The following is a 14,083-nucleotide window of genomic DNA, read 5'->3' as shown; positions in this document are numbered from 1 at the left end:
AATGGCAAAACTCAGGATTACAACGTTGCCGGATGACAAGCCCGTTAAGGTCTCCGTCGAGCTGCCTGCCGCGGTGCACCGAGATCTCCTGGCTTATTCGGAGCTGGTGTCGCATCAATCGGGGCAGCCGGCCAGTGATCTGGGAAAACTCGTGACCGCGATGGTCGCGCGCTTCATGGCGACAGACCGGGCCTTCGCGAAACTGCGGAAAAATCGCGAATAACATGACAAGCGAGGATCAGGCCATCATGATCCGTCGTCTGCCGAGGAACGGGCCACTAATGGAGACGCATCTTGGTCATCCAAGTTACGGAGGAGCGCCACACGCCGCAACGTCGTCCAAAAGCATCTCTCATGACAATGCTCGCGACGCGCTCAAGCATGAGATGTGGGTGGCCTTCTAGCCAATTCCATGCCGTTTGAACGGTTACCAGGGCGATTTGCTGGTCGGATTTGGCGCTCAAAAGAAGCTTGACGACACGCATTGCGAAGTCAGGTCGAGCCGCGCCGGCGCGCGGCGCCAGGTTTTGCGGTGGTCGCCTCATAAGTCCAGTCATTGGCCAGTCAAACCGCCAGAGCCACTGAAGAGAGTTCGTCGCACATCAGTGGCATGCAAGAAACAACGCAAGACTCAGTCATGACAATCAACGAATCAGCAGGACGATCGGCTGCATTTTCACAGATCGCATCGACTATCGCCTTTACCCTGCTGGTAGACGACATCGGCTTGGTTGAAGCGTCATTTTTTCGGACGTGTGGAATGCGTGGCGGTCCACCGGCCAGACCGAGCTTGAGGCGGCCCATGACCATGTCCGGTCGCGCTATGGAGGGCGTTTTAGTTCACCCGACCGATATCGACGCTGGGAGCGTGAACAGGAAGGTGGTGCCGCGGGGTTGGTTAGCCATCGCCCACAGTCTGCCGCCGTAAGATTCGACAATAGAGCGGCAGATGGACAGGCCGAGTCCGAATCCGCCCGACTTGGTCGTATAGAAAGCCTCGAAAACCTGCTCGGGCTCGGCCACCTGCAGCCCAGGCCCGGTGTCGCACACCGTCACGATGACACCGGCGCCCTCTACTGCAGTGCGGATCAGGACTTCCCTGGGGTCGTCTTCGACGCTGCCGATGGCCTCAACGGCATTGAGTATCAAGTTGAGCATCACTTGCTGCAACTGGATCCGATCGGTTGTGACAAGAGGGAGCTGCTCGGCAAAGCGGGCCTCGACCAGTGCCCTATGGCGGTTCGTCTCGCTGCGGGTCAGCTCGATGACTTCCCGCACGACCGTATTAACGTTGACCTGCGTCACACGGGGCGGCGCCTTCCGCACCATGTCGTGGATTCGATTTACAATGTCGTTAGCGCGCGCCGCGTCTTTCACGATGGCGGTGAAGGCTTTGCGGACCTCCTTTATGTCGGGAGGTGCACGGTCGAGCCAACGCATGCCGGCTTGGGCGTTGCCGATCGTCGCGGTGAGCGGTTGGCGCACCTCATGGGCGATCGAGGCGGTGAGGTGGCCCATCGTCGAGATACGATTGGCGCGCGCCAGGTCGGTCTGCGCTTCACGGTAGCGACGGTCGCTTTCGATCGCCTCGGCCTCTGCGCGCTTGTATTCGCTAAGGTCGAGCACAAAGGCCGTGCCCTGCTCCTGGTTACCCTCAAGCAACGCAACGCCCATTAGCACCGGAACTCGCGTCCCACCCTTATGCAAGAACTCCTTCTCGAAGGGTGGGGTGGTGCCGATCCTTCGGAGCTCTGGTACCCACAACTCCTGATCGCGCGTGAGCCATTCGGAAGGCGTGATGTCGGTCCAGCGCAGCGAACCGGAGGCGAGATCGGTGCGATCACGCCCGACGATGCGTAGAAACTCATTGTTGGCATCGAGGATCCGGCCTTCGAAATCCCAAAAGAAGACGCCGATGATGTTGGCGTCCACCAGGCTTCTGATCCGCGCCTCACGTTGTTCGAGGTCGCGATAGAGCTGCGTGTTCTCCAGCGAGATCGCGGCCTGCGAGGCGATCAGCTTTAGGACCGCAATCCGCGCGGCCACGAAGGCCCGCGGCGCGAGGTTGTTCTCCAGATACAGCGCGCCGATGAGCTTACCCTGATTGATCAAGGGCACGCACAGCGCCGAGCGCAGCCTGTGCTCGCGGACATAGGCGTCCCCGGCGAAGGGAGCCTCCAGCGCAGCGTCGCTCAGGATAACGGCGTCATGGGTACGCAGGACATATTGAAGCACCGACTGCGGCAGCGCGGCGGGGTCGACGGACTCGTCCGGCAGGTCCACGCGGATGACGGGGCCGGCGACCGCCGCCCGCGCCGCGATTCGCGGCTCGGCGGCGCGGGCGAGGATGAGCAGGCCGCGCTCGGCACCGGCCTGCTCGAGCGCGGTTCGCATCAGCGTGTCGAGGAGTTTCTCTAGCACCATTTCGCCGGCGATCGACTGCAACACCTTCATCACGGTGGCGAGGTCGAGGTGCTCGACCGGTGTCCCGATCGTGTTGGAGGAGGCGGAAGCGGTTTCAAGGGGGCGAAAATGCGGATTGGTCTCGTCGAGTTGGCGCACCTTGCCGTCTGCTCCCCAGAGGGCGTAGCAGCGACGAGCATTGCGCAGGTAGAGATCGGCGATCTCCTCATATCCCCGCGCGCGATAGAATCGGGCGGCAAGCTCGTATGCGAGACCCTCGTAATGGGGAAATCCGTTGACCCGTGCGGAGCGGACGGCCACCTCGTAAAAGCGCATCGCATCGGTATCGTGGCCGTCCAGGCGGGCGATCTCGGCGCGGAGAAGGGCGTGTTTGTCGGCGAAGGTCGACGGACAGCTTTCCGCCCACGTTGCCAAACGACCGCAATGGCCAAGGAGACGTGCGCGCCTGACATCGGCTCCCACGTCCGGCAGCTCTGGTTCTAGGCACGCCAAGGTCAATCCCGCGTAGAGCTCATAGTCGAGCAGCTGGATGTGCCCCGGAGAGGCCCACAGTAGAGGCGCAGCGCGCTCGAAGCAGTCATGCGCGACCGCTAGGTCGCCCGCCAGAAATCTGGCCTGCCCCTTGATAATCCAGTACCAGCAGATCATGATCGTCGCGCGGTCGGATGTCAGCGAGCGTTCGTATTCGCTCTCGTCGAAATCTCCGGCGCCGAAGCTCCCAAAGCTCTCTGTGAGGCCGCGCATCGTGAGCATGAAGCGCCGCTGCGCGGTGATCACATCCACCACGTCACGGTAGCCGGCACGCCGAGCGAAGGCGAGGCTGCGCTCTGATTCCGTCCAAACCTCCTCCAGCCGGTCCCCGCGGAGCAGGAGATTGGAGACGATGTGGTTGCAACAATAACAGGCCACGGGGATGTCGCCGGACTTCACGCCGCTCTCGAAAGCCGCCCTTATCGCCTCCACGGCGGTGGAGACCGGCTGGGTCCAGAGGCTTACGAGTTCGAGTGCCCAGAGAGCCATCGCCTCGTTCGCTGCCAGGCCGTGCCGAGCGACCAGCGCGCGCGCCAACTGCGCGAAGCGATAACCCTCCTCGTAGCGCCCATAGACGTGCCCGAGCATGATGCCGAACGCCGCGAAGCCTGGCGCGGAGGCTCCCGTCACGCCGTGATCCAGTGCGAGCACCACCATGTGACAGAGCTGGAGTACCGAGAGTGTCGAATCGGTCCACATGGCCGGGCCGCACATCGTCGCTAGTATCGTCATCGCCGCTTCCGCGTTCGGATCCGTCAGCCTCGGCAACGAGACCAGCGACTCGATCCGACGGCCGTCGAGCTTGTGCAGGACCTGCGCATAGGCCGCGTCCATCTCCGCGCGCGGGGGATGGGGCGAGAGCTCGATGTCAAACAGACGAAGGCACTCTATGGCAGTGTCGATCGCCTCCACATGTTCCGACCTCATCACCTGAAGGTCGATCCTGATGCGATATGCGGCCGCCTTGTCGATCTTTGATCCAGCCTGAGTTAGCAACTCGGCGATACGCCGCTCGGCCTCGTCGAAGTCACCGCTCAGATATTCGCATTCGGCCCGTTCCAGCCACAGGGTGGAAGCGAGCTCTCGTCGAAACTTCCATGCCTCGTCCCCGAGCAGCGCCATGCCAAAACGCAGATAGGCGCAGGCCGAGACATAGGCAGTCGACGTCTTGGCGCGCCGGGCGGCGATCAAATTCAGCTCAGCAAGCCGTGCCCGCTCGTCGTCTTCCTCGATCAATGCCGAGCCACGATTCAACTGGTTCACGATCTCGAATATCGTCTCCTGCCGCTGTTCCGGCGTCGTCCGGTCGACTAGGAGGCGGCCTATCCTAAGATGGATTGGCGCCCTCGCATTTTCCGGTATCAGCGAGTAACTGGCTTCATATATCCGGTCATGGACAAAGGCGTAGGCGTCTTTGCGCCGTTCCACAAGTTCGAGCCGAACCGCTTCCCACAGATCCGCCTCGACCTGGGCTCGGGACACGCCGAAGGCGGTCGCGAGTAGGGACAGGTCGGCCACGTTGCCGACGCAAGCCAGATTCTGCACCGCTCGCCGTGTCTTCTCCGGCAGACGGGCGAGCTTGCCGATCATGAGGTGCACGATGTTATCAGTGAAGCCCTTGGCGGTAATACGGCTGAAGTCCCATGACCACCGGCCGGTCACGTGGTCGACATACAGCATTCCCTCGTCGGCGAGCGCGGAGATAAACTGAATCGCGAAGAATGGGTTGCCGCCGGTCTTGTCCAATGCCAGTTGGGCTAGGGGGGCGACTGCGATCGGTGCACAGTGCAGCGTGTCGGCGATCAACTGCGCAATGTGTTCCCGCCCCAGCGGCGCGAGCGTGATCTCCTGCACCTTCACGCCGGTCGCCTTGATGATGAAGAGCTTGCGCACCAGTGGGTGAGCGGTGTCGACCTCGTTGTCGCGATAGGCGCCGATCAGGATCAAGTGGCGAAGATCCGATCGGGTCAGCACGTCCTCGATCAGGTCGAGGGTCGCGGCGTCGAGCCACTGAAGGTCGTCTAGGAAAAGTGCCAACGGGTGCTCGGGGCGTGCGAAAACACCGATGAAGTTCCTGAACACCCGCTGGAATCTCGCCTGCGCCTGCTGCGGCGGCATTTCCGGCACGTCGGGCTGATCGCCGATGATAAGCCGGAGGTCGGGCACGAGATCCACCATCAGTTGGCCGTTCTGCTCGAACGCCTCAAGGAAGGAGCGGCGCCAGCGGGCCAGTTCCGCATCAGTCTTGCCAAGCAGTGGTCGCACTAGTCCCTGCAAAGCCTGCGCCAGGGTCGAGTAGGGGATGTCGCGCTTGTACTGATCGAATTTGCCGGCCGCGAACAAGCCCCGTGGCGGCACCAGTAGCTTGTGCAACTCGTTGATGACCGAAGACTTGCCGATGCCAGAATAGCCCGAGACCAGCACCAACTCCGGCTCGCCACAGCCGACCACGCGGTCGAAGGCTAACATCAGGGCCTCGACCTCTCGGTCCCGGCCGTAAAGGCGCTCGGGGATGAGCAGGCGGTCCGGTGTGTCTTCACGGGCGAGCGGGAAATCGCGGATATGGCCCCCGGCTTCCCATTCGTGGAGGCAGCGCCGAAGGTCGCGCTCGACGCCGCTGGCGGTCTGATAGCGCTCCTCCGCGATCTTGGCGAGCAGCTTTAAAATGATCGCGGAGATCGCGCTGGGAAGGCTCTCGAGCCGCTCGATTGGCGGCGTCGGCTTGCGGGCGATGTGGCAGTGGACCCATTCCATGGGGTCATGGGCGAAGAAGGGAAGCGAACCGGTTGCCATCTGGTAGAGCGTCACGCCGAGCGCGTAGAGATCGCTGCGGGAATCGATCGAACGGTTCATGCGCCCTGTCTGCTCAGGCGCCATGTAGGGAAGCGTGCCGGCGATGGTCTCGGGCGGCTCGGGAAACTGCCGTTCGCGTGGCAGCCGCGAGGTTATGCCGAAGCCAGTGAGTCTCACCTGCCCGGACGGAATATCGACGACGATGTTCGCGGGCTTGAGATCCTTGTGGACGAGGCCGCGCCGATGGATCACACCGACTGCCGCGCAGATTGCTATGGCGATGCGCAGCATGATGCCGACCTCGATCGGCTCGCCCAGCAACTGGCTGAGCGGCTCGCCGTTAAAATCCTCGAGCAGCAGCAGAGTCTTGTTGCCGTCTCGTTCCAACGCAAGTGGCACGAGGACGGGCGCATCGATCAATACATCGCGCAAGCCATATTCATGAGCGAAGCGATCGAGGAGTGCTGGCGGCGCTCGATCATCTGCGGCACGTACCACCAGCACAGGCCTCTGCCTGCGCTCGTCCCCGTTTAGCTGCCCACGGGAAAATACCCTTTCTCCATCCTCCCAAAGCGGTTGCAACTCACCGCCCTGCTGCGTCGAGGATCCCAAAAAAGGGACGGACTGGCTCAACTTATCATACTCCCCGGCCACCGGCCACCGGCCAGCGGCGTCTGGCGCCGAGCCGCCGGCCGTGAGAGCTGCGTCCTGCGCCATCGACGGAACCGCACCTTCTGACTGCGGAGGTTGCAATAGAGCACCGGAAAGCTCGCTTTCGGTACTTAGCGCTTGTTAAAATTTGTAAACTTGCAGACGTACTGTACGTTATCTCGTCTGAGAAGTTAACGCAAACTCACATCGAGTAGATCATATTTGAGATAAGTAACCTCGCAGGAGCGACATTCCGCTTCATTGACTCCGCCCTGGGCCGATCTAGTGACGTTGTCCATCAACGAGCTTGCATCCTAACCCGATGTGCAGTCATGACTTGCGCCAAACGCTGATCTCCGCTTGTTAAAATGCGCGGCTCGCGCGGAGCACCAGGGCGAGTTCGTCTTCGCGTGAGATATTATTCTGCCAATCTGCCGAGCAAAATACGTTTGGCCTGGCGGTCGGGGCTGGACTTCACAAGGCCATTTCCAGGACCGCGATCCTTCTGCCTGTAGCCGAAGGAAATATCGCAAGTCAATGGGGCTTCCGGGAAAGTCGCCGACAAGATCACTGGTGACGATCACGGTTCCATCCACCTTTTCGATCTTTATCAGCTCGCCAGAGGCTGGATATCCCGGTTGAGCCATGGGTTTGTGACGCCATCTCCATGGTTATGGTGATGCATGGCGTCCCACAATGTTTGCATCGACCCGTCGTGAAAGTAAGGCCTGTGAAAAGGACGTTCCGCAGGTTGGGCGTCTTAAAGACGGCAATTTCTCTCTGCCTATTCGTGACGAGAAAACGCCCCAAGATCGACATCTCGCCCTCGATCGCCGCTATGTCGAGATCCAACTGCTGGCCCTGCACCAGTTCACGCTTCGCCTGCTGTGCCAGAGGGCCAACGTGATGCTGGAGAATCCAATCCCGATGTGATGGAACTTATTGTCGGAGAGAAACGTGACGTCCCGCTCATTCTCCGTCGGTGCATAGCAGAGATTGCAGCGCGCCTTGGTATTGATCAGATCCCAGCCGCGCTCGGCCGCGTCACTGATGGCGTTCGCATCTCCAGCGACGAAATTATCGAACGGTGAATCGAAGGAAATCAGCGCGCGTCCGTAGCTCGCTATCGCGCGCAGCATTTCCTTCTCGTTTACCTCGCGGCCAGAGCCGTCCATGAATTGCGCTTGGTAGTCCTTGTCGCCGGCGATCCTGGATGCAGCATCGGCGACGCTGGATGAGCCCTGTTCGAACGGGTTGGTGATCGAGAGGGCAGCCTGCTGCTCCAGCGTATGAACACGGCCTTCCCGGAGCTGGGTCGTGTAATAGAGCGCGTTGAGCGCCGTCGGGGCGTTGCGTTGACCGACGCGGCCGTAAATACCAACAGACTTCGAACGCCCATCAATGAAAGCGCGTGCCGGATCGTGACTGTGGCGCAAGGCACGATCCCGCCGCCCAAGAGCCGGCTGTCAAAGAACGGCTTCTGCCCCCGCTTCATCACTACAACCTGTTCGTGTTCATGGAAGTGAACCGACCCTGGCGCAAAGTCAAGGTCACCGAGCGCCGCGCCGCCACCGACTTCGCCAGTGCATACGCGAACTCGTCGACGTGCACTATCCCAGGGCCGGTCGCATTCGCGTCGTGCTCGACAATCTGTCAACCCATACGGCCGGCGCGCTCTATCAGGCGTTCCCGGCCGACCAGGCGCGTCGCTTGCTGCGACGCCTGGAATTCCATCACACCCCGAAGCATGCCAGCTGGCTCAACATGGTCGAGATCGGCGCTCTCGAGCAGCAATGTCTCGATCGTCGCATCGACAGCTACGCCAAGCTCGTCCAAGAGACCCCGGCGTGGGAGAGACGTCGAAACACCCAGCGCGCCCAAATCAATTGGATGTTCACCACCGAACAGGCGCGCACCAAATTAGGCCGTGCCTATCCCAAAAAACCGGCAAAACCGGCGAAAAACGAAAGAGTCAAAACCTCTGTGTCGAGGTACTGGTCCTATCGCTTCGCGAAGCCTCACCGCCGACGCAAGGCGGCCGTCACTAGGGCTTACGGTACTTCCAAAGACCGCAAATCTTTACCTGAATTAACTCGTCTGCGCCACCCGGCAGCCTAAAGTGCGTGCGTGCGAGAAGTTGCGGCCTTCATCGATAAAGCGCCTACAGAAGCGGACTGACATCACTTGCACTCTACGCAAAGGTCTTTCGTATCGGCCTATGAACGAGAGCCTCCTTTGCTCGGCGACCTGCTACGCGCTGCTGGGTATAGCGAATTGTTAGCGAGGGACAAGGTTGGTTTGGTGCGTCCACACACTAAAGAGGGAAGTCATGACTATCCATGTTCTGTTTGTTGTAACCAACGCAGCGGTGATCGGTCCGCACAATCGTAAAACAGGCTTCTTTTTCGCCGAGGTCGCGCATCCGTTCGATGTTCTTGACAAGGCAGGTATCGCCATCGAGTTCGCTTCCTTGAGAGGCGGATGGACACCATATGATGCCTACGACGAGAAAGATCGCGCGGAGAAGGTCTTCTTTGAAAGCAAGGCTTTTCGCCGCTTGAACCGCAGTCGCAAACTTGCGGACGTGGATGCTGCAGATTTTGATGCCATCTTCGTGCCAGGCGGTCTTGGACCAATGGTCGATATCCAGCGTAACCCTGTCGTTCAAAATACAGTTGTGCGCGCCTGGAGTACGGGAAAGTTTGTGACTGCCGTTTGTCACGGTCCGTGCGCGCTTCTCGGGGTCGACCTCGGCGATGGCAAGCCGTTCGTGAAAGGCAAAAAGCTCACCTCTTTCTCGAAGAAGGAAGAGTACGACTACGCGCGCAAAGACGTTCCCTACGAATTGGAAGATGCACTGCGTGCAGAGGGCGCCGAATATACGTCTGTAGCAAACTGGGAACCTCACGTCGTCGTCGATGGACGTCTGATCACTGGCCAGAATCCGGCGTCGGCCGGGCTACTTGCTGAGGAGCTTCTGGCTGCACTTAGAAAATAATTGATTAGGCGGCCGAGCAACGCTGGGCAAAAGTCACTTTCCCACGGGCCAGCGAGGACATACCGTCAAAATTACTGCTATCTTAGTCGCTTGTCCGGGCAAGAGCGATTTGCGTACGCTAAAATAGCAGTCGTACGGCCTTGAGAGTTTTACCGAGACGGCACAGCGAGCGAAGCTTATCGAGCCTCGCAGCATTATCAAGCCTATTTGGCCAAGGTTTCGGTATTTGCCGAGCGTATGTCGATAACGGCGGAGGCGGTAGACGGAAGATGACTGGGTAATCGTCATCTTGGTTACGTGTTCCGCGTCCGATCCACGAATATCATCTTGAGAGAGCACCGCGACTGAACTGCTGCGAGCATCATGTCGACCTTGTGGCTTCAAAAAATAAAATAAGCCCGCTGCTGTGCCGGGCCGAGCAGTCCGGAGGTGCCGTTGGCTTCATCAGCGATCACTTTCGCCTCCCAGAGCGCGCGGACTGGCGCAAAACTCTCATCGCGGAGCTCGACGAATATGTTGAGGAGAGATACGAAATCGGCATCATAATCCTTGATCGTCTGTCGAGGAGCGACTATTCCGCGACCGCAGGGTGGTGTTGCCCGTCTTGCAAAGCCGCTCGGCGATGTCGTCCGTAACCGTGAAGATTTCCGACGCCTGATCGTCCAGCAATAGGTGATAGCCGCGAAAGCGCGGCCCGGTCATATACCAATGATAGTTCCTGGTCTTGCAATGGCGGCAAAGATGTCCGTCAGGATCGTGTTGAAACGTGCTGTGCCACGCTAGCGAGTGTAACGCGCACCTCTTCGCTCGTTATCCTTCGCGCCGCGATCTCGATGGAGGCAATTGTCGACATCAAGTCGTTCGCAAACCGATGGGTTGGCTTTTCGAGAACGATAACTCCTCGTACGCTGTCCGGGATCGATCCGCCGACTGTCTAAACCGTCCCTCTCCAAAGGATCTTGCTGCGTGCTCGATGATGGCTCAGCACCCTTTACATTCCTTTACTGGATCTCAGGTCGATTACACCCGATTATTGCCAACAGACCCGACGTGTACCTACTGGAGGAGCCGCCATGCGACTTTCTTGCGCGACCGTCATCGCATTGACCATTGCAAGCGCGCATCCAGCGTTTGGGCAGTCCACGACATCGGCATTTGGACCGGCCGAAACGCCCGTTCGTCGCTGCATTTCGCCGACGCCCTTCGGCAGCGTGGACGCTTCAACGGTTCATTACCGCATGGCCGTGATCAGCGGCGTGAACGTGTTCTATCGCGAAGCCGGGCCAGTAGATGGACCCGTCGTGCTCCTTCTGCACGGCTTTCCGACATCCTCACACATGTTCCGCAACCTGATCCCGAATCTGGCCCACCGATACCGTGTCATCGCGCCGGATTACCCGGGCTTCGGGCAAAGCGATTCGCCGGATCGCAGCCGATTTTCCTATTCGTTTGCCAACTATGCCGAGATGATCGACGCGTTGCTAAACCAACTCGGAGCGAAGCGCTACGCCATGTACGTCATGGATTATGGCGCACCGGTCGGCTATCGCCTCGCCATCAAGCATCCAGCGCGTGTGACTGCCCTCATCATCCAGAACGGCAACGCCTACGAAGAGGGACTGCGGGAGGCCTGGGACCCCATCAAGGCGTATTGGAAGGAAGGGACGGAGGAGCGGAGGAATGCGATTTCGTCCCTCGTCTCTCTCTCCGCGACGAAATTCCTGTACACCGATGGTGTCCGCGATCCGACGCGCATCAGTCCTGATAACTGGCTCCACGACCAAGCGCTACTGGATCGTCCGGGCAACAAAGACATTCAGCTCGATCTGTTCTACGACCACCGGACCAACGTCCCGCTTTACGCTGCGTTCCAGGCCTTTTTCCGCGAATGGAAGCCGCCCGCTCTAATTGTCTGGGGGAAGAACGACAAGGTCTTCGCTGAAGTCGGCGCACACGCCTATCTGCGCGACTTGCCCGACGCCGAGTTGCACCTCCTCGACACCGGTCACTTCGCGCTCGAGGACCAACTCGACGTGATGGCGCCGCTGATCAACGATTTTCTCGACCGAATGAATGAACGACGCTGACGCATGCTTTCGCACGAACCAGACCATGGCCTACTTAGCTCAAGGAAGAATGAGTTATGTCCAAGGGAAAAATACAGATCCTGGTGTCGACAGCGACCCGGATCGACGTGCGCATAGGCACGAGTCGGACCGGTCCAACCGGCCATTACTTTAATGAACTGGTCGTGCCACCAGCCACGGTGGACATTGAGGGGTGTTCAGGGTCGTGTTTGCAACTCCAACTGGGCGCCAGCCCACCAGCGACGATGCGCCCGACTCGGCCATGTATTTCGTTAATACCACGAACGCGTATCAGCGCGCGAAGGCTCATCAACGGCGGGAATCCTGGTCTGATTATCTTTTCGCAAAATTGATCAACTCTGTGCGCAATGGCACCGTCGTTCCGTTATGACGGCCAGATCGTCGATCCAATCCAACATTCCAAACGCCGTCCTCACAACACGAGAGGAATCCCATGAACGATCGGGCATCTTTGTTGGCCTTCTCCGCTCTCGCATTAACATCGACCTCCTCGGTAGCCCAGCAACAGAAAACGACATCCGTCGTACTCGTGCATGGCGCGTTCGTCGATGGCTCAGGCTGGCAAGCGGTATACGATCTCCTCAGCAACGTCGGATACGAGGTACTGGTGGTCCAGAATCCGACTATCACGCTCGAGGGTGATGTCGCCGCCACGGAAGCCGTGATCGCAGCAGCCAAATACCCTGTCACGCTGGTTGGCCACTCGTATGGCGGCATGGTGATCACCCAGGCCGGCACCAATCCGAAGGTCAAGAGCCTGGCTTACGTCGCGGCGTTTGCGCCGGATGCTGGCGAATCTGCCGCATCGCTGAATGAATGGCCAGCAGAGCCCGGTGAGGCGAAGGCGCCCCTGCTGCCGCCGCAGGACGGGTACCTGCTGGTTGATCCCGTGAAGTTCCCGGCTTCCTTCGCCGCTGATTCCCCTGAGGCACTCACCAAATTCATGGCGGTCGCGCAGGTGCCATGGGGACTGAAGGCCGTCGAAGCCAAGATCACGAAAGTTGGCTGGAAGGCAAAGCCGAGCTCCTTCCTGATCCCGTCTCAGGACCGCATGATAACGCCGAGTTCACAAAGGAAGATGGCCCAGCGAAGCGGTGCGCGCACGGAAGAGATCAAGAGCAGCCACGCGGTCATGTTGTCTCATCCGCGCGAGGTCGCCGCGTTCATCGAGTCTGCCGATCGATGATCGACGCGATCAACTCACTCGAAACGGGTACACTGGTTCGTGGAGGTCACGCGATGATTATAGCCGTAAAGGATCGCCGCAGTCCTGACCGCGCGTCCCAAAAAGGTGCAAGGACTCTGGTTGTTGCTCGACGAGATGGCTGCCCAATGCAGGGCGGAGCCAGGCAATATGCGCTGAGACGCGCCCCGTGATAGGCGAGGCTGAGGCTCTCCTCGACCAGCGCATTGATGTCAGCGGAGCGGCGCTCGCCTGTGCGGTCGCGCGGGTGCAGCAGCGTACTTTTGACGGTGAAGTCGGCTCGCCCACCATGCTAGACAGTTCCCGAGATTGTCCTTGAGAACAATCAATTCGTCGGCCTTCGAACGGATTATCTTCTGCGACGATGATCGGCTTCAAGAGATCATTAAAATCGTCCGTCAGTTCAACGGCCAACGCCGTAAAGTTGTTGACGAAATTGAGCGTATTTTGATTTGGTGGGCGACGCCCGCGGTGAGCTGACCAAGAGAAGCAAGATGGTCGGTCGAGAAGGCATTGTCGGGTACGCTGGAATATTCAGCTCGGGGACCGTCTTGCCCACTCGCTCGCGCGCAAGTCATCCCGACGGCCGACAACAAGCCAAAAGAACGCACCTTGATCGGATGCAGCATTGTCAGCCCTCCACATCCCCGCCAAGAAATCGGGCACTCAGCCAGCGCTTCGGGGGCGCCGAAGCTGTTCGAGAGCTTGTTGGAAAGTCTGCTTCACGGGGGCGAGCGCCTGGACGAACTCAAGCTGCTCGCCTTCCGGCCCTTTGCAGTAGATCGGCGACCAGCCATTCGATTTGCCTCAAGCAATCTTGTTGGCATCGGCGCTCGGGGGCGCGGCCTTGCGCTGATCTTCCGTTTGCACCGAAACAACGCGGTTCGCTTTGACCAGAGTCATGCCGCCGCGGGCCCATAGGGCCTCGAGATCGTTGATGAAATTTGAAAAATTCACATCATCGTGGATGTAGTAGCAGATATGCATGGGTCGTGGGTAAGCGGGGCTCATATGGTCGCGTGGCTCCGCCCAGCTGTTTCCGCGTCCCATCGGCTGGTCCGCTTTGCGATGCTGAAAGAGCTCGATCACAAAAATGTCGAACTGAACGAAGCGGAGGTCCAGCCGCTGCGTGCCGCCCGTTAAGTCGGGCAGGCCGATCGAACGTGGATCGACCTTGAGCTCTCGCACTACGATGTCCTGGTCGGTAATAAGCGTGTTATGGATCGGGAGGCCGTGAAGATCGCCATCCCGCATGACCTCGTTGCCGCCGAGAACCTGGGTATGTTATCCGGCGTGCAAATTTGACCCCCTAAGCTGGGGGATCGGCGTCCAAAATTGACCCCCCGATTGTTGGCCGTAGCAGGCTGCCCGCTT

The 14,083-nt window shown here is 59.6% G+C and carries 9 protein-coding genes and 2 pseudogenes; 6 read left to right on the top strand and 5 right to left on the bottom strand.

Translation table 11 applies throughout. The features are described 5' to 3' along the window. Nucleotide 1: 1 nt before the first annotated feature. A complete protein-coding gene (locus tag QW868_RS04100; protein ID WP_315750751.1) occupies nucleotides 2-223 on the top strand; it encodes a DUF2274 domain-containing protein in 222 nt (73 codons plus the stop codon). A gap of 341 nt (nucleotides 224-564) precedes the next feature. On the opposite strand, the gene QW868_RS04095 is transcribed toward QW868_RS04100, so the two are convergent. The 3 genes from QW868_RS04095 to QW868_RS04085 form a co-directional block, all read right to left on the bottom strand. After that, nucleotides 565-804 carry a hypothetical protein gene (locus QW868_RS04095; RefSeq protein WP_315745072.1) on the bottom strand — a complete coding sequence of 80 codons (240 nt, stop codon included), beginning with the start codon at nucleotides 802-804 and terminating at the stop codon, nucleotides 565-567. Between the two features lie 36 nt (nucleotides 805-840). Then, a complete protein-coding gene (locus QW868_RS04090; RefSeq protein ID WP_316229977.1) occupies nucleotides 841-6,381 on the bottom strand; it encodes an AAA family ATPase in 5,541 nt (1,846 codons plus the stop codon). Nucleotides 6,382-7,235: 854 nt separating this feature from the next. Next, the gene (locus QW868_RS04085; protein ID WP_315750755.1) at nucleotides 7,236-7,835 is read right to left on the bottom strand and encodes a cytochrome-c peroxidase; all 600 of its coding nucleotides are present in this window, start codon (nucleotides 7,833-7,835) and stop codon (nucleotides 7,236-7,238) included. Nucleotides 7,836-7,900: 65 nt separating this feature from the next. Between QW868_RS04085 and QW868_RS04080 the strand changes: the two are divergent. Beyond that, nucleotides 7,901-8,358, top strand: a pseudogene (locus QW868_RS04080) (transposase); the annotation flags it as partial. Between the two features lie 370 nt (nucleotides 8,359-8,728). Further along, the gene (locus QW868_RS04075; RefSeq protein ID WP_315750757.1) at nucleotides 8,729-9,397 is read left to right on the top strand and encodes a type 1 glutamine amidotransferase domain-containing protein; all 669 of its coding nucleotides are present in this window, start codon (nucleotides 8,729-8,731) and stop codon (nucleotides 9,395-9,397) included. A 540-nt stretch (nucleotides 9,398-9,937) separates the two neighbouring features. Here QW868_RS04075 and QW868_RS33515 read toward each other — a convergent pair. After that, nucleotides 9,938-10,111 (bottom strand): annotated as a pseudogene (locus QW868_RS33515) (ferritin-like domain-containing protein); the annotation flags it as partial. 359 nt (nucleotides 10,112-10,470) lie between these two features. On the opposite strand from QW868_RS33515, the gene QW868_RS04070 reads away from it, so the two are divergent. The 3 genes from QW868_RS04070 to QW868_RS04060 all read left to right on the top strand — a co-directional run bounded on the left by QW868_RS04070 (nucleotide 10,471) and on the right by QW868_RS04060 (nucleotide 13,189). Beyond that, complete coding sequence (locus tag QW868_RS04070; protein WP_409977818.1) at nucleotides 10,471-11,484, top strand: alpha/beta fold hydrolase; 1,014 nt, start codon at nucleotides 10,471-10,473, stop codon at nucleotides 11,482-11,484. Nucleotides 11,485-11,938: 454 nt separating this feature from the next. Further along, complete coding sequence (locus QW868_RS04065) at nucleotides 11,939-12,691, top strand: alpha/beta hydrolase (RefSeq protein WP_315744988.1); 753 nt, start codon at nucleotides 11,939-11,941, stop codon at nucleotides 12,689-12,691. Between the two features lie 333 nt (nucleotides 12,692-13,024). Then, nucleotides 13,025-13,189 carry a hypothetical protein gene (locus QW868_RS04060; RefSeq protein ID WP_315744986.1) on the top strand — a complete coding sequence of 55 codons (165 nt, stop codon included), beginning with the start codon at nucleotides 13,025-13,027 and terminating at the stop codon, nucleotides 13,187-13,189. Nucleotides 13,190-13,516: 327 nt separating this feature from the next. Here the strand turns inward: QW868_RS04060 and QW868_RS04055 are convergent, their stop codons facing one another. Beyond that, nucleotides 13,517-13,963: a hypothetical protein gene (locus QW868_RS04055; protein ID WP_315764428.1), complete on the bottom strand. Its 447-nt coding sequence runs from the start codon at nucleotides 13,961-13,963 to the stop codon at nucleotides 13,517-13,519. Nucleotides 13,964-14,083 lie beyond the last annotated feature (120 nt).

Origin of the sequence: Bradyrhizobium sp. SZCCHNR1051, assembly GCF_032489615.1 — a bacterium.
Lineage (GTDB): Bacteria > Pseudomonadota > Alphaproteobacteria > Rhizobiales > Xanthobacteraceae > Bradyrhizobium.
Note: the sequence above shows the minus strand (reverse complement) of the source record. Positions and strands in the feature narration are given on the sequence as shown.

Bases quoted from the DNA above. Each gene is read 5' to 3' on its own strand.
- QW868_RS04100 (WP_315750751.1), top strand. From the start codon at position 2: ATGGCAAAACTCAGGATTACAACGTTGCCGGATGACAAGCCCGTTAAG.
- QW868_RS04095 (WP_315745072.1), bottom strand. From the start codon at position 804: ATGGGCCGCCTCAAGCTCGGTCTGGCCGGTGGACCGCCACGCATTCCA.
- QW868_RS04075 (WP_315750757.1), top strand. From the start codon at position 8,729: ATGACTATCCATGTTCTGTTTGTTGTAACCAACGCAGCGGTGATCGGT.
- QW868_RS04070 (WP_409977818.1), top strand. From the start codon at position 10,471: ATGCGACTTTCTTGCGCGACCGTCATCGCATTGACCATTGCAAGCGCG.
- QW868_RS04065 (WP_315744988.1), top strand. From the start codon at position 11,939: ATGAACGATCGGGCATCTTTGTTGGCCTTCTCCGCTCTCGCATTAACA.
- QW868_RS04055 (WP_315764428.1), bottom strand. From the start codon at position 13,963: ATGCGGGATGGCGATCTTCACGGCCTCCCGATCCATAACACGCTTATT.